Here is a 20708-nt window from a genome sequence, read left to right on the forward strand (position 1 = left end):
ACTCAGACCGCCAGCGCCATATAGAACTGTGTGCCCTGCCCCGGTCGTGAATAAACGCCCATGCGCCCACCGTGGAGCTGGACGATTTCCTTGCACAGCGCCAGCCCCAGCCCTGCGCCGCCTTTCTTGCGACCGACCTGGACGAAAGGTTCGAAGATCCGTCCCTGCTGGCCGTAGGGAATGCCCTCACCATTGTCCTCGACGCTGATAATCACCCGCTCGCCGTGGCGACGGGCCTGCAGGCGGATCTGACCGTGGTCGCCGGTGTGACGCATGGCATTGTCGATCAGGTTATCCAGCACCCGGTCCAGTTGCGCAGCGTCGGCATGCAGGCGCGGTAAGGGGCCCTGGATGGCCACGAGCAATTGGATGCCCTTGGCCTGGGCTTGTGCGGCAAACCGCAGCCGGGCCGCCTCCAGCAGTTCTTCGATGGAGCAAGGTGCCAGCGTCAGCTTTTGCAGGCCGTTCTGGTAGCGGGAGAAGTTCAGCAGGTCATTGATGAGCTGCATCAGGCGCTGCATTTCTTCGTTGACGGTGTTGAGCAGATCAGCTTCGCGCGATTCTTCAGGAAAATGCACGCGCTCCTGCAACAGGCCGAACGCCATGTGCATGCCAGTCACTGGCGTACGCAGCTCGTGGGACGCGCGCAACACGAACTCACTGCGCACTCTTTCGAAAGCGCGTTGTTCGGTGACGTCGTGCAACACCATCACCGCCCCGAGGATGTGACCCTGGGTATGGCTCACGGGGGTGAGGCTATAGGTCAGCAAGCGCGACTCGCCATCCACTTCGATGCTCAAATCCTCCGGCGCCCGCTCCAGCGTTCCACCGCGCAGAACCAGTTGCAGCTCCTCATCCAGCTCCGGGCGTTCCAGCGCCTCGCCCAATCCCTGGCCCAAGCGCTCCTCGTCCCAACCCAATTGACGCTGGGCCACCGGGTTGAGGTGCTCCAGGCGGCCTTGGCGGTCGATCATCAGCAAGCCGTCGTCGATGCTGTCGAGTACCGCTTGCAAGCGTTGCTGGCCGGCGAGCAGCTCATCCACGTTGGTGGCCTGATGCTCGCGCAGCGCCTGGGCCATGATGCCGAAACGACGGGTCAGTAAGTTCAACTCGGCGGCCGAGGAGATCGGCAGCGTCACCTCGAAATTGCCCTGGCCGATATCATCCGCCGCCGCCGCCAACGCCTCAATCGGCGCACCGAAACGCCGGGCAATGCCGTGGGCAGTGATGAAGCCGATGATCAGCACCGCCAGCCCTACCAGCCCCAACAGTCCGGAAATCAGAAAGGCGCGCTCGCGAGCTTTGTTCTGGGTATCGCTGATGTTGTTCAAGGCCCGCCGATACCCGTCAATCAAGCCCGTGCGCAATACGTTGAATTTTTCGGTGAGATTCTGGATACCGGTGAGTTGGGTCGGTAGCTGGCGGGAAGCTGTAAAAGCCTCGAGAAAACCGATGTAGTCGGCCTTGGCCTGGCGGAAACTGTCTGGCGAATCGTCCAGTACCTGTTCGTGGGCGATGCCCTCGTCGAGCAACTGGAAATATTGCCGTTTGGATTCCTCCAGAGCTGCCAGATCGGGCTTGTCATCCAGCATGATCATCAACTGATCGCCGAGGTTCTGCCGCAGTTTGAGACCCAAGTCGAGCAGGATGAAGTTGTCGCGCACCGATTGTTCCTGGGTATTGGACATCTGTACCACGCTGACCAAGCCAAGCATCAGCCCCAGCAATGCCACGGTAATCAGCGCCGAGATACTCAGAAACAGCCGTGTGCGCAGCTTCATCGCCAGTTTCATAAGATGACGCTCACAGGTTGTATTGCTTGCGTTTGCGATACAGCGTGGAAGCGTCGATACCCAGGGTCTTGGCGGCCTGATCAAGGGTGTCGGCCGTGGCCAGCACCGCGCCAATATGCGCTTTTTCCAGTTCGTCGAGGCTGAGCGCAGCGCCGATTCGCGGGGCATTGTTGACCGGTTGTTCAGCCATGCCCAAGTGGCTGATTTCGACTTTTTCCTGCGCGCAGATGATGCTGGCGCGCTCGACCACGTTGCGCAGCTCCCTGATATTGCCAGGCCAGCGATAGCCTAGTAGCGCTTCGCGAGCCTCGTCGCTGAAGCCACGTGCCGGGCGGGCGTACTCCTTGACGAAGCGGGCCAGGAAGCGATCAGCCAACGTCAGAATGTCTTCGGCCCGTTCGCGCAACGGTGGCAGATGCAGGGTGATGACATTTAGGCGGTACAGCAGGTCTTCGCGAAAGCGCCCGTCGCGCACCATGTCTTCAAGGTTCAGGTTAGTCGCTGCGAGAATCCGCACATCGGCACGCCGGGTCACCGGGTCGCCGACCCGCTCGTATTCTTTGTCCTGAATGAAACGCAGCAACTTGGGCTGCAATGTCAGGGGAAAATCGCCGATTTCGTCGAGAAAAAGCGTACCGCCATCGGCCTGGTTGACCCGTCCCAGCGTGCTTTCACTGGCGCCGGTAAATGCACCTCGACTGTGGCCGAACAGTTCGCTTTCCATCAATTCAGCGGTCAACGATGGGCAGTTGATCGTGACGCAGGACTTCTTCGCGCGTTTGCTCCAGCCATGGATGGCGCGGGCCAGTTCGCCCTTACCGGTGCCGGACTCGCCAAGGATCAGAATGTTGGCGTCAGTGCTGGCGACCTGACGAGCGGTTTCGAGCACGACTTTCATCGCCGGGCTGTGGGAATCGAGACCGTCATTGGGTTTGCGCACTTCCCCTTCCAGGGCTTCCAGTCGCGCTGACAACTGGCGTACTTCCAACTGTTTGGCAGTCGCCAGGCGCAGTTGATCGGGGCTGCACGGCTTGACTAGATAATCGGCGGCGCCGGCCTGGATCGCATCGACCGCTGTGTCGACCGCCGAGTGGGCGGTGACAATCACCACCCGCATCCAGGGTGCCTGGATACGCATTTGCGCCAGGACATCAAGACCGTTGTCTTCTCCCAGGCGCAAGTCCAGAAAGCACAGGTCAAACACCTGCCGCTGCAGCAAGGTGTCGGCCTGGGCGGCGCTGTTGGCGGTGGCGACGCTGTAGCCTTCGTCTTCCAGGCAATAACGGAATGTACGCAGGATGGCGGACTCGTCGTCTACCAGCAGAATGCGGCCTTGATGCTCAGTGGCGGATTCCATTTTTCCTACGCTCCTTTAATGAATGATGTTGGTTAGTGTCAGAAAAATCGGGCAAGTTGCATGGTCGTTTCTGAGGGGATCTTACCCACCGTCAGCGTACATGTGGGTATCTCACTCCTAAAAGATTGATTTGGATCCTTTTTTTGCTCCTGCACCCGCCTCGTACGGTACGGCTTGCTCCTTCCGACATCTAATTCCGACGGGCAATTCAAAAAGATTCTATCGCGCCTGTCCCCACCGTTCGTGCATTACGCACGACGCTTGACGCGGCCATCGTGCAGGATGCGCTTCGGTTGTTGTTCGGTACGTTTATAACTAATTGATTTTAAAGATATTTATATCGATAAACGTTCTGGCATGCCGACTGCAATGATCAGGTCAACGTGGCGTTAAGGCGCCTCAACCAGATCACCACTCGGGGTGGGAGGAATTTCAGGATGAATCGTCAACGTGCTGCTCAGTTTCGAATCTCTGCCTTGCATGTTCAGCAGGGTTTGTGGGCTGTAGTGGCCCTGCTGATCACACTTGCAGCAGGCCAGCAGTTGATGCTTTGGCACCAGAGCCAACAGCCTGAGGCGCCTCTGCTGTCGATTCAGCGCGCCCCGCAAACCCATTTCAGCGCTGTTGGCAGCCTCTCGGATGTTTCCGCCTCGATGCGAATGATGGAAGTCGATCAGGTTCAACCTGCCAACGACATGCCTCGCCAGGAGCGCTGGGTGTTTTAACTCGATGGACCGGTCGTCCACTGCACCGGAACCATCACCGCAAGACCCTCACTAAATAGAAAAGCGTAAGGAGAATCACCATGTTGAGCTGGGCAATTACATTCCTGATCATTGCCATCATCGCCGCGGTACTGGGCTTCGGTGGTATCGCAGGCACCGCCACGGGCATCGCCAAGATTCTCTTTGTCGTGTTCCTGGTGATGTTCATCGCTTCGTTCTTCTTTGGCCGCCGCGGTCGAGGCTGACCATGAACGCATTGAAAGGACTGGTCGCCGCCCTGCTGCTGGGCGGCGGTACCATGGCCATGGCTGCCAATGACGGACAGATGCGGGTCAATCAGGTGCTCAAGGCCGACCCGCAATATCTCGAGACTTGGCAGCAAGTGGTCAAAAAGGAAGAACGTCTACCGGAATGGGTGATGAACCTGTCAGGCGATTCGCAGCAGATGAATGCTGTCGAGGAAGATGGCGACAAATACCTGGTCGGTCCGTTGTGCGAAACCGAGGCGACGTGCCGCAGCAAGCGCTTGTTCGTCGCTTTCAGTTTCGACAAGGACGAGGCTTATGCATTGCTGGTTGAAGTCCCTGCCGGACTTCCGGCCGACAAGTCGCCAACCCGCCATGCCGATTACCGTTTCCTCGGCAATCCCGATGAAGGTATGCAAGAACTGTTAATGGAGCAACTCAAGAAAGATCCAAACTGGTACTGATTCTGAAAAGCGAGAAAAGCACGGTGCTTTTCTCCTCTGCACAGTCCGAAGAGGGCCGATGCATGACCAGGGGGCCGGGACGCTCTGCCCGTCTAAGGGCGCAGTGACCTACGGGCACAAGGGGTGCCTGCGCAAGGGCCGGGTCAGGAAAAAAGCGTCCACGCAGGTTCGCACAGTCATGAGGACTGGCGAACTTGCCTGGAGCTTCGTGCCTTGTAAAGTTCATGCCAGAGCGGTTGCCTAGCTTGGTGTCTGCGTCACCCTCCCCGTATCGCTCGCGTTTTTTCAAAGCCGCTCCACTCCTCTGCGCCTGACCGTACATCGGAGATTTATCCGCCCGGTCCGCCCCTTCGAGAGTGCTTCCTTCTTCCAGCCTTTGAGCGCTTTTGGCGACACGGGAAAAAAAGCCCGTGGCGCTGAAATGGCCGGTTCACGGCGCTTTTGCCTGCCGAAATGGCGTATTCGAACTGAGGGAAACCCACGTTTCACTTCATAAGCTTCATGCCGATTCGGCATAGGGTAGGCGTTTACGGCATTAGACGCCCCACCTTCGCATCGCAATAGTTGCGCCTTTTTTCGCCTGCCAGTGCGCCTGTGGTGCGTACTCGGGGTGACCTTATCTGGGGGCAGCGGCACGCATTCGTATCGCCATCGGGTGGTTCAGTTTGTGGCAGTTGCCCGAGTCCAACTGAAGTAAGGGTAAAGATATGAAGAAGGCAAGACTAAGCCTCGCCTGGCAGATCCTCATCGGTCTGGTGCTCGGGATTGCAATTGGCGCGTTGCTCAACCATTTCAGTGCCGAGAAGGCCTGGTGGATCAGCAACGTGCTGCAACCGGCAGGCGATATCTTTATTCGTCTGATCAAGATGATCGTCATCCCGATTGTGATTTCCTCGCTGATCGTCGGTATTGCCGGGGTCGGTGACGCCAAGAAACTCGGACGTATCGGCCTCAAGACCATCCTCTACTTCGAAATCGTCACCACTATCGCCATTGTCGTCGGCTTGCTGTTGGCCAATTTCTTCCAGCCGGGCAGCGGCATCGACATGAGCACTTTGGGTACGGTGGATATTTCCAAGTACCAGGCCACGGCCGCCGAGGTGCAGCATGAACATGCGCTCATCCAGACCATCCTCAATCTGATCCCGTCGAACATCTTCGCGGCGGTTGCTCGCGGCGAGATGCTACCGATCATTTTCTTCTCCGTATTGTTCGGCCTGGGTCTGTCCAGCCTGCAATCGGACCTGCGTGACCCCCTGGTGAAGATGTTCCAGGGCGTGTCGGAAAGCATGTTCAAAGTCACCCACATGATCATGCAATACGCCCCGATCGGCGTGTTCGCCCTGATCGCGGTGACGGTTGCCAACTTCGGCTTCGCTTCGCTCTTGCCATTGGCGAAGCTGGTGATCCTGGTTTACGTCGCTATCGCCTTCTTCGCCTTTATGGTGCTGGGTCTGATTGCACGTCTGTTCGGCTTCTCCGTGATCAAACTGATGCGCATCTTCAAGGATGAGCTGGTGCTGGCCTACTCCACCGCCAGCTCCGAAACCGTGTTGCCACGGGTGATCGAGAAGATGGAAGCCTACGGCGCGCCGAAGGCGATTTGCAGTTTCGTGGTGCCGACCGGTTATTCGTTCAACCTCGACGGTTCGACTCTTTACCAGAGCATCGCGGCGATTTTCATCGCTCAGTTGTACGGCATTGATCTGTCCATCAGCCAGCAATTGCTGTTGGTGCTGACCTTGATGGTGACTTCCAAAGGTATCGCCGGCGTACCGGGTGTTTCGTTCGTGGTGCTGTTGGCGACCCTCGGCAGTGTCGGTATTCCGCTGGAAGGTCTGGCATTCATTGCCGGTGTCGACCGCATCATGGACATGGCCCGCACCGCGCTGAACGTGATCGGCAATGCCCTGGCCGTGCTGGTCATTTCCCGCTGGGAAGGCATGTACGACGATGCCAAGGGCCAGCGCTACTGGAATTCCCTGCCCCACTGGCGCAGCAAAGAGCCGTTGCCGATGGGAGAAGTTTCCAGCCGCTGACACACAAGGATCTTTGTGATCCCCTGAAGCAACAAACAAACCCCGGAGAAATCCGGGGTTTGTCGTTTCTGCCAGCCCCGCTATCATTCGCGGCATCTTCCGGGGGACTTAACCGATGCTCAATGGCCTGTGGCTTGGCTTCTTTATCGTGGCAGCCGTGTCGGCGCTGGCGCAGTGGCTGATCGGCGGTAATGCCGGGATCTTCGCCGCCATGGTGGAAAGCATTTTCGCCATGGCCAAGCTGTCGGTGGAGGTGATGGTCCTGCTGTTCGGCACCTTGACCCTGTGGCTGGGGTTTCTGCGCATCGCCGAAAAGGCCGGTATTGTCGACTGGCTGGCCAAGGCGCTCGGGCCTTTGTTTTTGCGGCTGATGCCGGAGGTGCCGGCGGGCCATCCGGCGATTGGCCTGATTACCCTCAACTTCGCGGCCAACGGCCTGGGGCTGGATAACGCGGCGACCCCGATCGGCCTGAAGGCCATGCGGGCCCTGCAGGACTTGAACCCCAGCCCGACCATCGCCAGCAATGCACAAATCCTGTTCCTGGTGCTCAACGCCTCATCGCTGACGTTGTTGCCGGTGACTATTTTCATGTATCGCGCCCAGCAAGGGGCGCCGGACCCGACCCTGGTATTCCTGCCGATCCTGCTCGCCACCAGCGCCTCCACCCTGGTGGGGCTGCTGTCGGTGGCCTTCATGCAGCGCCTGCGCCTGTGGGACCCGGTAGTGCTGGCTTATCTGGTTCCGGGTGCGTTGGTACTGGGTGGTTTCATGGCGCTGCTGGCGACGCTCTCAGCTACGGCGCTGGCCGGGCTGTCTTCGGTCCTCGGCAACCTGACGCTGTTCGGCTTGATCATGCTGTTTCTGGTGGTGGGCGCGCTGCGCAAGGTCAAGGTTTATGAAGCCTTCGTTGAGGGCGCCAAGGAGGGCTTTGATGTCGCCAAGACGTTGCTGCCGTACTTGGTGGCCATGTTATGCGCCGTTGGCGTGCTGCGGGCCTCGGGCGCGCTGGACTTCGGTCTGGACGGGATCCGGCACCTGGTGCAGTGGGCCGGCTGGGATACCCGTTTCGTCGACGCCTTGCCGACTGCCATGGTCAAGCCATTCTCCGGCAGCGCCGCCCGAGCGATGTTGATCGAAACCATGCAGACGTCCGGCGTGGACAGCTTCCCCGCGCTGGTGGCCGCGACCATTCAGGGCAGCACCGAGACCACCTTCTATGTGCTGGCGGTGTACTTCGGCGCTGTCGGTATCCAGCGGGCGCGGCATGCGGTGGGCTGCGCGCTGCTGGCCGAGTTCAGCGGAGTCGTGGCGGCGATAGGCGTTTGCTACTGGTTCTTTGGTTGAGCCCAATCCCCTTGCCACAGGCTCGGATGGCCATGCCGGGCCTTTAGGGGTGTGCCGGCAGCGCCAGGCGCTGGCCTTGTTCCACCGTCCAGTTCACAACCTCGGCCGTCAGTCGATCGCTGGCCTGGCCGAAACCTTGCACCACGGCTGGCACTTGCACGTCGCTCAACGGTTGGCGGACTTCAAAACGACGACTGGCAAGGATGCGTTGGTCAAACCCCCGCACCAGCAATGCGTCCAGGCGAATCACCACGCTGGCCTCTGCACCTTGATATTCGGTCTGGAAGGCCTGCAATTGGCCACCCAACTCCAGATCCGTTTGCAGGTTGCTGTCGGCGACACTCAATAGCCCGACACGTCCATCCTGGGCGAAACCATCGAGCAAGCGATTGCGCAGCAACACCGGTGCCGGGTCGCTCCAGCGGGAGGCGGCGTAGCTGCTCAACAGATTGCCGTGGGGAATGACCGCTATTTTAGGGCTGTTGAGCACTTCGCTGGCCTGCGGGCTGGCCAGGCGCAATGACCATTTCACAGGGGTGCCCGGGGTTATCGGGGCCTGAGTGGCGGGTAAGCGATAGATGTCCGAAGGCTCGGCCTGGGGCAGAATCGAGCAACCGCCAACCAGGACACATCCTGCCAGCAAGAGGATAGGGCGGACGAACCGGTCAAACGGCTTCATGGCGTGAATTCCTTGTTCTTGTCACTGCCCAGCAAATAGCCGCTGGGGTTGGCATCCAGGCGCCGGGAAATACCCCGCAGTGCGCTCAGGGTGTCGCGCAGTTCCCGCACGGCCGGCGACAGGGCATTGAGCCCCTGCATGCCGTTATTGAGCGCGTCGCGATTGTCGTTGAGCAGTTTATCGAGGGTCGCGGTGCTGCGGGCCAGCGATTGCATGGCCTGGTCTGCGCTGCTCATGACCCCCTTGCCCTGATCGTTGAGCAGGCCGTTGGCGCTGCGCATCAATGCCGTCGTCTGCTCCAGTGTGGCGCTGGCCTGTTTGCCGACAGCTGCCAGTTGCTGCATGGCCTGGCGAATATCGCCGCGTTGATCGGCGATGACCCCGGTGGTTTGCTCCAAGTGTTCAAGGGTCTTGCCCAGCCGCTGGACATTGTCCGAGGAAAACACCTCGTTGGCGTTATGCAGCAGCAGGTTGATACTGGTCATCAGGTCATCGCTGTTGTTCAGCAGGCGGGCGATGGGCGAGGGCGCTGCGATAATCACTGGCGGCTCGCCCTCGGGCCCGGTCAGTGGCGGGCTGTTGGGGGTGCCGCCACTGAGCTGGATAATCGAGGTGCCGGTGATGCCGGTCAGTGCCAGTTTGGCCTGGGTGTCCTGCTTGACCGGTGTTTCAGCACTCAACCGGACCCGCGCCAGTACCCGGCGCGGGTCGTTGGGGTCCAGGCGCAGATTGACCACGTCCCCGACCTTGATGCCGCTGTACTCCACCGCGCTGCCTCTGGACAAGCCGCTGACCGCTTCGTTGAACACCACTTCGTAATCCTTGAACTCGCTGTCCACGCTGGACTTGGCCAGCCACAACCCAAACAGCAGGGCCCCGACCACCACGATCACGGTGAACAGGCCGATCAATACATGATGGGCTCGGGTTTCCATGTCAGACCTCGTTCAATTGTGTCGCGGCCGTCAAGGCCGCGCGGCCGCGAGGGCCGTGGAAGTATTCATGAATCCACGCATCGTCGGTTTCCGACACTTTGTCGATGACGTCGGCCACCAGCACTTTTTTCTGGGCCAGCACCGCCACCCGGTCGGTGATGGTGTAGAGCGTGTCCAGGTCATGGGTGACCAAAAATACGCTCAAGCCCAAGGCGTCGCGAAGCGTCAGGATCAATTGGTCGAACGCTGCCGCGCCGATGGGGTCGAGGCCGGCGGTGGGTTCGTCGAGAAACAGAATGTCCGGGTCCAGGGCCAGCGCCCGGGCCAAGGCTGCACGCTTGATCATGCCGCCGGACAGCGAGGCGGGGTATTTGTCCGCTGCCGATAGCGGCAGCCCGGCCAATGCCAGTTTTACCGCCGCCAGATGCTCGGCATCGGCGCGGCTGAGCCCGGCGTGTTCGATCAGGGGCAGGGCGACATTCTCTGTCACGGTCAGCGAAGAAAACAGCGCGCCTTTTTGAAACAGCACCCCAAAGCGACGTTCCACTCGCGAACGCTGGGCCTGGGGCAGGCTCGGCAGGTCCTGGCCGAACACTCGCACGGTGCCTTCACTGGGCCGGTTCAAGCCGACAATGCTGCGCAATAGCACCGATTTGCCACTACCGGAACCGCCGACCACGGCGAGGATCTCGCCCTTGTAGACGTCCAGGTCGAGGTTTTCATGCACGCTCTGCCGGCCAAAGCGATTGCACAAGCCACGTACCTGTATCACCGCCTCGGTGGGCGGCCTGGAAGGTCGACTCACCATTGCATCTCCATGAAAAACAGCGCGGCCACCGCGTCGAGCACGATCACCACAAAAATCGACTGCACCACGCTCGAGGTGGTGTGAGCCCCGACAGACTCGGCGCTGCCGCTGACTTTGAAGCCTTCCAGGCATCCCACCGCAGCAATCAGGAAGGCAAAGATCGGCGCCTTGACCATTCCCACCACGAAATGCTGGACGCCGATGTCCGACTGCAACAGCGTCAGGAACATCGCCGGAGAAATATCCAGCGACAGGGCACACACCACACCGCCGCCGACAATGCCCGAGAGCATGGCCACAAAGGTCAGCATCGGCAGCGCCACCAACAGGGCCAGCACTCGCGGCACCACCAGCAACTCGATGGGATCGAGGCCCAGGGTACGAATCGCGTCGATCTCTTCGTTGGCCTTCATTGAGCCGATCTGGGCGGTGAAGGCGCTGGCGGTGCGACCTGCCATGAGAATCGCAGTCAACAACACCCCGAATTCGCGCAGAAACGAGAACGCCACCAGGTCCACGGTGAAAATACTGGCGCCGAAATCGGCCAGCACCGTCGCCCCGAGAAACGCCACCACCGCGCCCACCAGAAAAGTCAGCAGGGCGACGATAGGGGCCGCGTCCAGCCCCGTCTGTTCGATATGAACCACCATCGGGGTAATGCGCCAGCGTTTCGGGCGAAACAGGCCCCGGGCCAGCGTTTCAAGGATCAAGCCGACAAAGCCGAGCAATTGCAGGGTATCTTGCCAGACCTTGTCCACGGCTCGACCGATGCGTGTCAACAACTGGGTCACGACACTCACCGTCGGCTCTTTGACCGGCACGCAGAAGTCGGTCAGCGAGCAATAGACCGTCTGCAACAGTGCCCGATCGGCGGATGACAAAGTGCAGTCGCGGTGCTCGGCGGTCTTGCCCAGCCGCTCGGCGCCCAGCAGTTCCACCAGCAACGAGGCGCCGGCGGTGTCGAGGGCACCCAAGCCATTGAGGTCGATCAGGGTGTTGTCGTCGTACTGGCCGCGCAGCGAGTCGCTCAAACGCTTGAGCTGCGTGTAGTGAGCCAGTGTCCAGTCCCCGCTGATCCATAGCTGCGCCGGGGAGTGAGAGCGATCCAGTCGGGCACTGCCAACAAGCGTGTCAGGGGTCATAAGCGCCATGCTCGTTCGGCTCGAAAAATACTAGCTAATAGCACGACCGGCATTATTTTGCCCCAGGCTCGATTGCACCGCTGACCTTGAAGCGCAAGACACCAATCACCTGGCCATTTTCCGTCAGCACCCGCACCTGCCATTTACCCGTGGGGTTTTCCGGGAAGTTCTGCTTGTGGGTCCAGGCGCGATAGCCTTCCTTGCGCCCACCATGAATGTCCAGGGCGATGCGGTCCACTTCTTTGCCGTTGAATTGCCAGACGTGATAAATCCGCTCATCAAGGCCCCGGGGCGCGTTGATAGCGGTGTAGGCATACAGACCGTTGCCGCGGATCTGGTCAGCGCTGACTTCCTTCAGGCTGACGCCCGGCGTGCGGTCCTCCAGCTGGGTGCTGATCGCCACCTCGGTCATCCACAAGGTTGCCGGCGGCACCCAGGAGCGCAGCACCCACCCGGCGGCGCCGATCCCCACCGTAATGCACAGAATCGCCAGGGCGTTGCGCACGGTGCGGATCGGAAAGATCGAAGCCAGGCTGGGGAACGACAACAGCATGGCAATGCCCAGCGCCAGCTTGAAGCTCTGGTCGGTGGTCAGGTGCAGGATGATGGGCAACGCGGTGAGCAGGGCGGCAAACAACGTTAGGGTGTGCAGCGCCAGGAACGCCCAGCGCCGGGGCGCCAGCCATTTGTAATACAGCGGATCAATGATCGAGATCAGTGCCGAGGCCGCCAGCAGACCGGTGAAAATCACTTGGCTGCTGTTCCAGGTGGTGGTGATGAAAAAGAACGGCAGGACGAAAAACAGGCTTTCCTGGTGAATCATCTGCGTGGCGTAACGCAACAGCGGCTGCGGGATTTCCCGTTTGAAGATGCGGGTAAAAAGCCGGGTCAGGCTGTTCTCCAGCATCAGCCAGAGCCAGCTCACCAGCATGATGATGGTGATCCAGGTCGCAAGACCCTGCTGGCGGTCCACCAGCATGAAACTGCCGACTCCAGAGATGAAACCACCGAGTGCGATGACCCCTGGATAGCGCTTCATCAATTCGAGAAGGCGCTGGATGTAATGAGTCAGGTTCGGCATTCGGCAGTTCACAGTGAGTCGTAGGAAATATCCCTGACAGAGTATCGCCAGGACATCGATGTGACGAGCGCTCGTGTGGTGAGGCCTGTAGGAGCTGCCGAAGGCTCGATCTTTTGATCTTTGATCTTTTGATCTTTTGATCTTTGATCTTTGATCTTTGATCTTTCGCTTGCGATTCAATTGCCAGGGGAAAGATCGCAGCCTCGTTGCACTCGTCAGCTCCTACTCAGCTCCCACTCAGCTCCTACGTCGTCGGCGTATTTGCCATGTCACCAAGCCGAGCAGCAACAACCCCAGCAGACCGCTCACCCCCCAAACCAGCTCATCGTCGCCGAGCAATGGTTTCTCGATACGCAGGTATCCCGGGTCCTTGAGCAGTTCGCGCAGAGCCTGGTTGGCCTGCTCCAGGCTCACCGCCTGAAGGCGCACGGCTGGATTGGTGAAGCGGCCGTCGTCGTAATCGCCAAGGGCACCCCAATAGTAATCGGCCAGGGCGCTGTTGCCTTGAACCGCCCAGGACTGATGGGCGATGGCGGCGCGTTTGATGCGCACGAAACTCTCCGGGTCCAGGCCATCCTTGAGCAACGCGGTGCGCATTTGCTCCAGCGCCTGCTCGGCCTGGGGCAGGTCATCGCGGGCCAGGTCCGCGTTCAGGCTGAAGAAGCCAACGCCGCCAAACACCTCGCGCTCCACCCACGGCCCGTAGGACAGGCTGCGGGCCAGGCGCAGCTGGCGATAGAGCGCCCAGTCCAGACAGTCCTTGAGCAGGTCGAAGGTTTCGTCGTGCTGTTGTTCGAGCACCGGCTCCGGAAACAGCCAATGAAGCTTGGCGCTATTGCCCACCAGGCCGCGAGTCAGGTTGCGCTTGGTGACCGCGCTGTAGCGGATCTGCGGTAACGCTGCGTGAGCGCTGGGCTCGACCGGCTCCAGTTCGCCGAAGGTCCGTTCCAGATAGGCCGGTAGCAGCCGGTCCAGGTCACCGACCACGATCAGCGTCATGTTGTTCGGTGCATACCACGCCTTGCGTGCCTGTTCGATCCTGGCAAGGGTGAGGTGCCCGACCTCGGCGCGTTCGGCACAGCGCAAACCCAATTCCACTGCCAGTTGATTGCCTGCCTTGTGGCCCAGGTCCTGATGATCGAGCCAGCGCTGCAGATGGGTGTAGTGGCCGCCATCCTCGCGTTCCACCACACGTTTGGCCGCCTGCAGGGCGTTGTCGTCGATGCGGGTGCGGGTCAGCAGTGCCATCAACAGGTCCAGGACCTTGCGTTGATTGCGCGCCGGCGCCTCGATGACGAACGTCGTGTCGGCGTTGCTCGTGAAGGCATTCCACTCGCCGCCCAGCGCCTGCATGCGCTCTTCCAGCCCGCCTTCGCCGCCGGCATCGACACCGCTGAACAGCAAATGCTCAAGCAGGTGGGGCAGTTCCTTGTCGGCGCAGCTGAAGTCGTCCAGCCCCACGCCCACCACCAGCCGGATCGCCACATGCCCGCGCTCGCTGCCCGGCTTGAGCAGCAGTTGCATACCGTTGGGCAGCACATACCCCTCGACCTGGAATCGATCCAGCGCGACCACCGGCAGTGAACCGAGCAAAAGAACGGCGAGCAACAGACAACGCATAGCGAGCTTCCTGGCGGCTGATTGGAGGTCCATGTGCCGGGCAGGCCGTCATCGCAGGCAACTTCGCGCCCCACCTCGAACCCAATGGATTTCCATGGCGACGTGGGGCCGGCTTGCGTGCGAATGGTTTAAGCCCAGGCCAATCTTACTGACTGAGCAATGCGCCAGTCGTTCAAGGTGAATGGGTGACGTCGGAAATTTCATCAGCCGCGAGCGCACCGGTCTCGGAAGTCCCCAGCACCACGTAGGCGCTGCCGCAGAACAGCGAGTTGAGGCGTTTCATGTCGGCGATCAGTTCAAGGTGCAGGGAACTAGTCTCGATGCTTTGTACGATTTTTCGCTGTAGACGGCTGACGTGGGCATGGGCCAGTCGTCTTTCCTGCGCTCGAAAGCGACGTTTCTCACGCAACAGCTGACGGGCGCTCTCCGGGTCGGCACTGAGGAACACCGACAATCCCAGCCGCAGATTGGCGATCAACTGGCTGTGCAGCGTCGCCAACTCTTCCAGGCCAACCTCGGAAAAGGACCGACGTTGCGCGGTTTTCTGTTGCTGGACCTTGCGCAACATGCGCTCGATGAGGTCGCTGGCCAGCTTCAGGTTGATCGCCAGCTCAATGATTTCCGCCCATCGGCGGCTGTCCTGTTCGCTGAGGTCCTCACGGGGCATTTGGGCCATATACAGCTTGATGGCGCTGCACAGGGCCTCGACGTCATCGCTCATGCTCCGTACTTGTTGGGTGACTGCGGTCTGCCCACCGCGCAGTACGTCGAGCATGGCTTCGAGCATGGTTTCGATCAGGTCGCCGATGCGCAGGGTTTCCCGGGCGGCGTTCGCCAGGGCCAGGCTCGGCGTGGCGAGCGCGGTGAGGTCCAGGTGGCGAGGCTTGGCCGTGCCGTTGGTGTCAGGACGCTCCGGCAGCAGCCACGCACACAGCCTGGCCATCGGCCCGACGCTGGGCAGCAGCACCAGGCAGCGCACGGTGTTGTAGAGCAGGTGAAATCCGATCACCGTTTCCTGGTGGCTGAAATCCAGGCCGTCCAGCCAGCCCACCAGCGGATCGAGCACGGGAATGATCAACAACAGGCCGATCAGCTTGTACAGCAGGCTGCCCAGCGCCACCTGGCGGCCGGCGGCGTTCTGCATGCTGGTGCTTAGAAAGGCCAGCACGCCGCTGCCGATGTTGGCGCCGATCACCAGGCCGATGGCCACCGGCAGACTGATCACCGCGGCGCCGGCCAGTGTCGCGGTCAGCAGCACGGCGGCGAGGCTGGAATAGGAGATCATCGCGAACAGCGCACCCACCAGCGCATCGAGCAGGATGTCGCCGGTCAGCGAGGCAAAGATAACTTTCACACCCTGGGCCTGGGTGATGGGCGCGGCGGCTTCGACAATCAATTGCAGCGCCAGGATGATCAAGCCCAAGCCAATGCCGACCCGGCCCATTTGCCCCAGGCGGGTCTGTTTGCGCGACAGGAAAAAGATCACCCCGAGGAAAATCAGCAGCGGCGATAACCACGACAGGTCCAGAGTCAGTACCCGCGCCATCAGGGCCGTGCCGACATCGGCGCCGAGCATGGTCGCCAGGGCAGGGGTCAGTGCCATCAGGCCTTGGCCGACGAACGAAGTGACGAGCATGGCCGTGGCATTGCTGCTCTGGACCATGGCGGTGACCATGATGCCTGCGACGAACGCCAGCCAGCGCCTGGACATGTTCTGGCCAATGACATGGCGCAGGTTGGTGCCATAGACCCGCAGAATGCCGGTACGGACGATGTGCGTGCCCCAGATCAGCAGGGCCACGGCGGAGAGCAAGTTCAGCAGGGTCAGCATGAGAAGCCCCCTGTTAGCGTCCCAAAGGGACCAATTGACGGTGCCACATTTTTTTTCGTTGTACTTAAGCTGTAGTTGGCCAACGGTTCGAGCGCCAGCATTGCATAGCTAAAGAATCGATTGAAACAAAACTGTCATAAAAAACCCCCTGATGATCTTGGAGCCTCCTATATCGATCAGGCAAACGCGGACCTGTGGGAGCGGGCTTGCTCGCGAATGCATTCTGTCAGGCGACACAGGATTGACTGCTCTGGCCTCTTCGCGAGCAAGCCCGCTCCCACAGGTCATGCACCAGGCCACTTTCATACCGGCATGAAAAAAGGGGCTCCAATGAGCCCCTTCGTTCAAATGCCCAACGTCATTACTGACCCGGCATATCCTTGCGCAGTTTCACCGGATCCTGCTGTTTGCGCTTGCGCGCCATGGCGGTGCGCATCTTGATGTTGAACGCTTCGACCGCGAGGGAGAAGGCCATGGCGAAGTAGACGTAGCCTTTTGGTACGTGCACGTCGAACGATTCGGCGATCAGCACGGTGCCCACCACCAGCAGGAACGACAACGCCAGCATCTTCAGCGATGGGTGCTTGTCGATGAACTCACTGATGGTGCCCGCTGCCAGCATCATCACCAGCACCGCCACGACGATTGCCGCGACCATCACGGGTACATGGGAGACCATGCCCACGGCGGTGATGACCGAGTCCAGGGAGAACACGATGTCGATGATCGCGATCTGGACGATGGTGTAGATGAAGTTGCCGCCCTTGCCCGTAGGCGTCTCGCCGGTTTCGTCTTCGCCTTCCAGCGCGTGGTACATCTCCTGGGAGCTTTTCCACAGCAGGAACAGGCCACCGAAGAACAGGATCAGGTCCCGCCCGGAAATGCCCTGGCCGAACACTTCGAACAGGTCGGCGGTCAGGCGCATGACCCAGGTAATGGACAGCAGCAACAGGATCCGCGTGATCATGGCCAGGGCCAGACCGAAGATCCGGGTGCGTGCCTGCATATGCTTGGGCATGCGGCTGACCAGGATCGAGATCATGATGATGTTATCGATGCCCAGGACAATTTCCAGGGCGGTCAGGGTAAAGAAGGCAACCCAGATTTCCGGGTTGGTCAGCCATTCCATGTGAGTTCCTTTAGCGAGTGTTGGGCCGCGCCGCACCTTCGATGATCGAAAGGGCCGACGCAGCGGGCATTGCTTTTATAGAGTGCTGAACAGCGGAAAAATCCCCATCAGCAAGGCGGCAAACATTATGCACAGGCAAACCAATACTGCCCACTTCAAGGTGAAACGTTGATGGTCACCAAACTCGATCCCGGCCAGGGCCACCAGCAGGTAAGTCGACGGAACCAGCGGGCTGAGCAAGTGGACGGGCTGACCAACGATCGAAGCGCGGGCCATTTCAACGGCCGTGATGCCGTAATGACTGGCCGCTTCGGCCATGACCGGTAACACCCCATAATAAAATGCATCGTTCGACATGAAGAAGGTGAACGGCATGCTCACCAACGCGGTGATCACCGCCAGGTAAGGGCCGAGGAAGTCAGGGATCACCGCCAGCAGGCTCTTGGACATGGCGTCGACCATGCCGGTGCCGGACAGGATACCGGTGAAGATACCCGCCGCGAAAATCAAGCCGACCACCGCCAGTACGCTACCGGCATGCGCTGCAACACGGTCTTTCTGCTGCTGCAGGCAAGGGTAGTTGACGATCATCGCGATACTGAACGCCACCATGAACAGCACCGGCAGCGGCAACAGGCCAGCGATCAGGGTGCACATCAGCGCCAGGGTCAACGCACCGTTGAACCAGATCAGCTTCGGACGACGGGCGTCCGGAAATTGGGAAACGCTGATTTCGCTGTGGTCGATGTCATCACCGACCAAGTGCAATTCACCCAGACGGGCGCGCTCGCGTTGACCGTACATGTAGGAAATCGCCAGGATCGCCGCAACGCCGGCCAGCATCGCAGGAATCATAGGCACGAAAATGTCGGACGGATCGACATGCAGCGCACTGGCCGCACGGGCAGTCGGGCCGCCCCAGGGCGTCATGTTCATCACGCCACCGGCAAGAATGATCAAGCCGGCCATGATCCGTGGGCTCATGCCGATGCGGCTGTAGAGCGGCAGCATGGCGGCCACGCAGATCATATAAGTGGTCGCGCCGTCACCATCAAGGGAAACGACGAGCGCCAGAACGGCGGTGCCGACCGAAACTTTCAACGGGTCGCCCTTGACCAGCTTGAGGATCTTGCGCACCGCCGGGTCGAACAGGCCGGAGTCGATCATCAGGGCAAAATAAAGAATCGCGAACATCAGCATCACCCCGGTCGGGGCAAGCTTGGTGATGCCTTCGAGCATCATCGGACCGATCTTGGGAGCAAAACCACCGAACAGGGCGAACAGGATCGGGATGATGATCAGGGCAATCAGCGCGGACAGGCGCTTGGTCATGATCAGGAACATGAACGTGATGACCATGGCAAAGCCAAGGAAAGTCAGCATAGGAAATACTCCAGGCGTGGCGCGACGGGCAAAGGCGAACCGGACAGGTCAGCGCAGGATGCAGAGCACGGGACGGACGGAGGGAGTTGACGCGACGGGACGGGTAGCAGCGGACATCAGAATCACCATTGTTGTTGTTAAAAGGGCCTAACGAGCATTCGAAACTCGCTTCTGGCCGACCGGTCTGTTGCCGGTAGTGGGGCGATCCTAATCGCGCAAGCTTTCAACTACCTTTCGTTGCAGGCAATGGTGTTTTTGTATGGGAGCAAGGCTTTGCTCCCACAGACAATCTGTGCTCCACCGATAAGTCAAAACACCGAAGGATCCAACGGCGCGCCGCGCCCATCCAGATCGCATGGTCGCGGTAGCCCTTGATCCGATGCATGTGCCGCGCCTCGAAAACTGGCCGAACCGAGGCCGTCTCCCGCGGGTCAGAGCCTTTACACGCAGGACAAAAAAGGAAAAACAGCCATGAAAAATGCCGAAACCCCGGTCACCAAAGTGGTGCTCTATGGCGCCATGAGTAGCCTCGGCGGGGCGTTGATGGCTGAAATGCTACGGCGCCAGCACGAAGTCATCGCTGTTCTCGACGACCTTACGGCCTTGGCGCCGCGCCCCGGCCTGCGGACCAAGACCGGTGACCTCTACGATCCCCAGCGGGTCAAGCAAAGCGTGGCCGGCGCCAATGCCGTGGTGTGTCTGTTGAACGCCCCGGGGTTGCCGATGAACAGCGAGCACGTGGAGCGCACTCTTATTCCTGGTCCCGTGGAGCAGGTGTTGGCCGTGGATGCGTTGATCGCCGGGATGGAGGCGGCGAGCGTTCCCCGGCTGTTTCTGGTGGGGGATTTCGCCGTCCTCGACGAGGAGCAGGCGGACGACGTATTGCAGCGCCATGCCGCCGAAGAGGTCCTCGACGCCCTGAACAACAGCACGTTGCAATGGACCCTGATTAACTCACCCTACGCAACGCCCGGCTTGAGCATCGAGCACTTCAGCCAGGTCAGCACGAGCCTGGAACCCGGCATGGCCGAATCACTGGAGCGGCTTGGTCGTGTTGCCGTTGGCATTGCCGATGAGCTGCGCTTGAATCTGCATGTGGGCCAGCATGTCAGTTTTGTCGCCGCCCTGTAGGCGCTGCCGAGGGCTGCGATCTGTTCAAACCGCAATGGAAGGTAATGCCAAACCCGTTAGCGATTCGGCGCTGTTGGCCTGCTCCTCCATCAACCAGTCCACAAACTGCCTGATCAACACCCCGCGCCGTTTACGCTGGGGCAAGACCACGTAATACCCTGATCGTGACAGGACCGTTTCAGCGACCGGACGGCACAGCAGGCCTTGGGCCAATAAGTTATCCACAAGGTATCGCCAGCCGATGGCAACGCCCTGACCGCCAATCGCCGCCTGGATCAGTAAGGTGTAGTTGTCGAAGCGCAATTGTCCGGGCGCCGGTGGCGAGCTAATGCCCAGTTCACGGAAAACGCCACTCCAGTCGAACCAGTGGCTACTGTTTTCCCCGCGCAAATGCAGCAGCGGGAATTCCGACAAGGCTTGAGCCGACAAGGGCAGGGCGCGTTCTTTGAGCAACAGCGGGCTACACACCGGAAAGACTTCTTCGCTGAAAAGCCAGCGACTTTCGCCTTGTTTGAAGCGACCGTCGCCAAACAGCACGGCAACGTCGATATCCGTGCGCAGCATGTTGTGGTTGCGTTCGCTGGTCACCAGGCTGACGTCCACCTGCGGGTTGGCCGCGTGAAACCGGTGCAAGCGGGGCATCAGCCAATAGGCGGCAAAGGCGAAGTCCGTGGCGACTTGCAGCACCTCATGCTGGTCTTGGGCGGTGATTGCGCTCAATCCTGCGTCGATATTCTGCAAACCCGCCTGCACCTGCTCGAACAGGATTGTCCCGGCCTCGGTCAGTTCGATGCCGCGGTAGATGCGATCGAACAACCGCGTACCCAGTTGTTCTTCCAGGCGCTTGATCTGTTGGCTGATGGCCGGTTGCGTGGTGCCCAGCTCGATCGCCGCCGCCGTGAAACTGCGGTGGCGGGCTGCGGCTTCAAAGGCGCGGAACAGGTCCAGGGACAGGTTGCCCAAGGCTTCATACATAAGCTGTGCTTATCCTAGTCATTGCC

Annotated in this window: 18 protein-coding genes; 6 read left to right on the plus strand and 12 right to left on the minus strand. The window is 60.2% G+C overall.

Features of this window, described 5'->3' with window-relative positions; all coding sequences use genetic code 11:
- Positions 1–2: 2 nt before the first annotated feature.
- Both BMY45_RS17415 and algB read right to left on the minus strand, forming a co-directional pair.
- On the minus strand, positions 3–1793 hold the full coding sequence (locus BMY45_RS17415) for an ATP-binding protein (protein WP_092399689.1): 1791 nt from the start codon (positions 1791–1793) through the stop codon (positions 3–5).
- Between the two features lie 10 nt (positions 1794–1803).
- Positions 1804–3150 carry a sigma-54-dependent response regulator transcription factor AlgB gene (gene algB / locus BMY45_RS17420; RefSeq protein ID WP_047229793.1) on the minus strand — a complete coding sequence of 449 codons (1347 nt, stop codon included), beginning with the start codon at positions 3148–3150 and terminating at the stop codon, positions 1804–1806.
- A 437-nt stretch (positions 3151–3587) separates the two neighbouring features.
- Here algB and BMY45_RS17425 point away from each other — a divergent pair, with 437 nt between their 5' ends.
- The 5 genes from BMY45_RS17425 (at position 3588) to BMY45_RS17445 (ending at position 7968) form a co-directional block, all read left to right on the plus strand.
- The gene (locus tag BMY45_RS17425) at positions 3588–3875 is read left to right on the plus strand and encodes a hypothetical protein (protein ID WP_092399691.1); all 288 of its coding nucleotides are present in this window, start codon (positions 3588–3590) and stop codon (positions 3873–3875) included.
- A gap of 80 nt (positions 3876–3955) precedes the next feature.
- The gene (locus BMY45_RS17430; protein ID WP_003177151.1) at positions 3956–4120 is read left to right on the plus strand and encodes a DUF1328 domain-containing protein; all 165 of its coding nucleotides are present in this window, start codon (positions 3956–3958) and stop codon (positions 4118–4120) included.
- Positions 4121–4122: 2 nt separating this feature from the next.
- Positions 4123–4584 (plus strand): inhibitor of vertebrate lysozyme family protein, encoded by a 462-nt coding sequence (locus BMY45_RS17435; protein WP_092399693.1) that lies wholly within the window; start codon positions 4123–4125, stop codon positions 4582–4584.
- Positions 4585–5291: 707 nt separating this feature from the next.
- Positions 5292–6623, plus strand: coding sequence for a glutamate/aspartate:proton symporter GltP (gene gltP / locus BMY45_RS17440; protein WP_092399695.1), 1332 nt, complete (start codon positions 5292–5294; stop codon positions 6621–6623).
- 115 nt (positions 6624–6738) lie between these two features.
- Complete coding sequence (locus tag BMY45_RS17445; RefSeq protein WP_092399697.1) at positions 6739–7968, plus strand: nucleoside recognition domain-containing protein; 1230 nt, start codon at positions 6739–6741, stop codon at positions 7966–7968.
- Between the two features lie 43 nt (positions 7969–8011).
- On the opposite strand, the gene BMY45_RS17450 is transcribed toward BMY45_RS17445, so the two are convergent.
- From BMY45_RS17450 to BMY45_RS17490, 9 genes are all read right to left on the minus strand, one after another.
- Positions 8012–8647, minus strand: a complete 636-nt coding sequence (locus tag BMY45_RS17450; RefSeq protein ID WP_092399699.1) for an ABC-type transport auxiliary lipoprotein family protein — start codon at positions 8645–8647, stop codon at positions 8012–8014.
- Positions 8644–9582 (minus strand): MlaD family protein, encoded by a 939-nt coding sequence (locus BMY45_RS17455; protein ID WP_092399701.1) that lies wholly within the window; start codon positions 9580–9582, stop codon positions 8644–8646. The genes BMY45_RS17450 and BMY45_RS17455 overlap by 4 nt, the downstream gene beginning before the upstream one ends.
- 1 nt (position 9583) lies before the next feature.
- On the minus strand, positions 9584–10390 hold the full coding sequence (locus tag BMY45_RS17460; protein WP_177193361.1) for an ABC transporter ATP-binding protein: 807 nt from the start codon (positions 10388–10390) through the stop codon (positions 9584–9586).
- Complete coding sequence (locus BMY45_RS17465; protein WP_092399703.1) at positions 10384–11532, minus strand: ABC transporter permease; 1149 nt, start codon at positions 11530–11532, stop codon at positions 10384–10386. The genes BMY45_RS17460 and BMY45_RS17465 overlap by 7 nt, the downstream gene beginning before the upstream one ends.
- A 52-nt stretch (positions 11533–11584) precedes the next feature.
- On the minus strand, positions 11585–12613 hold the full coding sequence (locus tag BMY45_RS17470) for a DUF5924 family protein (protein ID WP_092399705.1): 1029 nt from the start codon (positions 12611–12613) through the stop codon (positions 11585–11587).
- Between the two features lie 237 nt (positions 12614–12850).
- The gene (locus tag BMY45_RS17475; RefSeq protein WP_092399707.1) at positions 12851–14233 is read right to left on the minus strand and encodes a M16 family metallopeptidase; all 1383 of its coding nucleotides are present in this window, start codon (positions 14231–14233) and stop codon (positions 12851–12853) included.
- Positions 14234–14405: 172 nt separating this feature from the next.
- The gene (locus BMY45_RS17480) at positions 14406–16064 is read right to left on the minus strand and encodes a Na/Pi cotransporter family protein (protein WP_092399709.1); all 1659 of its coding nucleotides are present in this window, start codon (positions 16062–16064) and stop codon (positions 14406–14408) included.
- Between the two features lie 361 nt (positions 16065–16425).
- Positions 16426–17193, minus strand: a complete 768-nt coding sequence (locus BMY45_RS17485; RefSeq protein ID WP_092399711.1) for a TerC family protein — start codon at positions 17191–17193, stop codon at positions 16426–16428.
- 75 nt (positions 17194–17268) lie between these two features.
- Positions 17269–18576 carry a CitMHS family transporter gene (locus BMY45_RS17490; RefSeq protein WP_092399713.1) on the minus strand — a complete coding sequence of 436 codons (1308 nt, stop codon included), beginning with the start codon at positions 18574–18576 and terminating at the stop codon, positions 17269–17271.
- A gap of 471 nt (positions 18577–19047) precedes the next feature.
- On the opposite strand from BMY45_RS17490, the gene BMY45_RS17495 reads away from it, so the two are divergent.
- Entirely contained in the window at positions 19048–19707 is a 660-nt protein-coding gene (locus BMY45_RS17495) for an NAD(P)-dependent oxidoreductase (RefSeq protein WP_092399715.1), read from the plus strand.
- 24 nt (positions 19708–19731) lie between these two features.
- On the opposite strand, the gene BMY45_RS17500 is transcribed toward BMY45_RS17495, so the two are convergent.
- Positions 19732–20682: a choline sulfate utilization transcriptional regulator gene (locus tag BMY45_RS17500; protein WP_092399717.1), complete on the minus strand. Its 951-nt coding sequence runs from the start codon at positions 20680–20682 to the stop codon at positions 19732–19734.
- Positions 20683–20708: the final 26 nt, after the last annotated feature.

Origin of the sequence: Pseudomonas sp. NFACC39-1 (genome assembly GCF_900110355.1) — a bacterium.
GTDB classification, from domain to species: Bacteria; Pseudomonadota; Gammaproteobacteria; order Pseudomonadales; family Pseudomonadaceae; genus Aquipseudomonas; species Aquipseudomonas tehranensis.

Coding starts and splice junctions, on each gene's coding strand:
- BMY45_RS17435 (WP_092399693.1), top strand. CDS start 4,123: ATGAACGCATTGAAAGGACTGGTCGCCGCCCTGCTGCTGGGCGGCGGT.
- BMY45_RS17470 (WP_092399705.1), bottom strand. CDS start 12,613: ATGCCGAACCTGACTCATTACATCCAGCGCCTTCTCGAATTGATGAAG.
- BMY45_RS17425 (WP_092399691.1), top strand. CDS start 3,588: ATGAATCGTCAACGTGCTGCTCAGTTTCGAATCTCTGCCTTGCATGTT.
- BMY45_RS17480 (WP_092399709.1), bottom strand. CDS start 16,064: ATGCTGACCCTGCTGAACTTGCTCTCCGCCGTGGCCCTGCTGATCTGG.
- BMY45_RS17430 (WP_003177151.1), top strand. CDS start 3,956: ATGTTGAGCTGGGCAATTACATTCCTGATCATTGCCATCATCGCCGCG.
- BMY45_RS17450 (WP_092399699.1), bottom strand. CDS start 8,647: ATGAAGCCGTTTGACCGGTTCGTCCGCCCTATCCTCTTGCTGGCAGGA.
- BMY45_RS17490 (WP_092399713.1), bottom strand. CDS start 18,576: ATGCTGACTTTCCTTGGCTTTGCCATGGTCATCACGTTCATGTTCCTG.
- BMY45_RS17460 (WP_177193361.1), bottom strand. CDS start 10,390: ATGGTGAGTCGACCTTCCAGGCCGCCCACCGAGGCGGTGATACAGGTA.
- algB (WP_047229793.1), bottom strand. CDS start 3,150: ATGGAATCCGCCACTGAGCATCAAGGCCGCATTCTGCTGGTAGACGAC.
- gltP (WP_092399695.1), top strand. CDS start 5,292: ATGAAGAAGGCAAGACTAAGCCTCGCCTGGCAGATCCTCATCGGTCTG.
- BMY45_RS17500 (WP_092399717.1), bottom strand. CDS start 20,682: ATGTATGAAGCCTTGGGCAACCTGTCCCTGGACCTGTTCCGCGCCTTT.
- BMY45_RS17455 (WP_092399701.1), bottom strand. CDS start 9,582: ATGGAAACCCGAGCCCATCATGTATTGATCGGCCTGTTCACCGTGATC.
- BMY45_RS17495 (WP_092399715.1), top strand. CDS start 19,048: ATGAAAAATGCCGAAACCCCGGTCACCAAAGTGGTGCTCTATGGCGCC.
- BMY45_RS17465 (WP_092399703.1), bottom strand. CDS start 11,532: ATGACCCCTGACACGCTTGTTGGCAGTGCCCGACTGGATCGCTCTCAC.
- BMY45_RS17415 (WP_092399689.1), bottom strand. CDS start 1,793: ATGAAACTGGCGATGAAGCTGCGCACACGGCTGTTTCTGAGTATCTCG.
- BMY45_RS17475 (WP_092399707.1), bottom strand. CDS start 14,233: ATGCGTTGTCTGTTGCTCGCCGTTCTTTTGCTCGGTTCACTGCCGGTG.
- BMY45_RS17445 (WP_092399697.1), top strand. CDS start 6,739: ATGCTCAATGGCCTGTGGCTTGGCTTCTTTATCGTGGCAGCCGTGTCG.
- BMY45_RS17485 (WP_092399711.1), bottom strand. CDS start 17,193: ATGGAATGGCTGACCAACCCGGAAATCTGGGTTGCCTTCTTTACCCTG.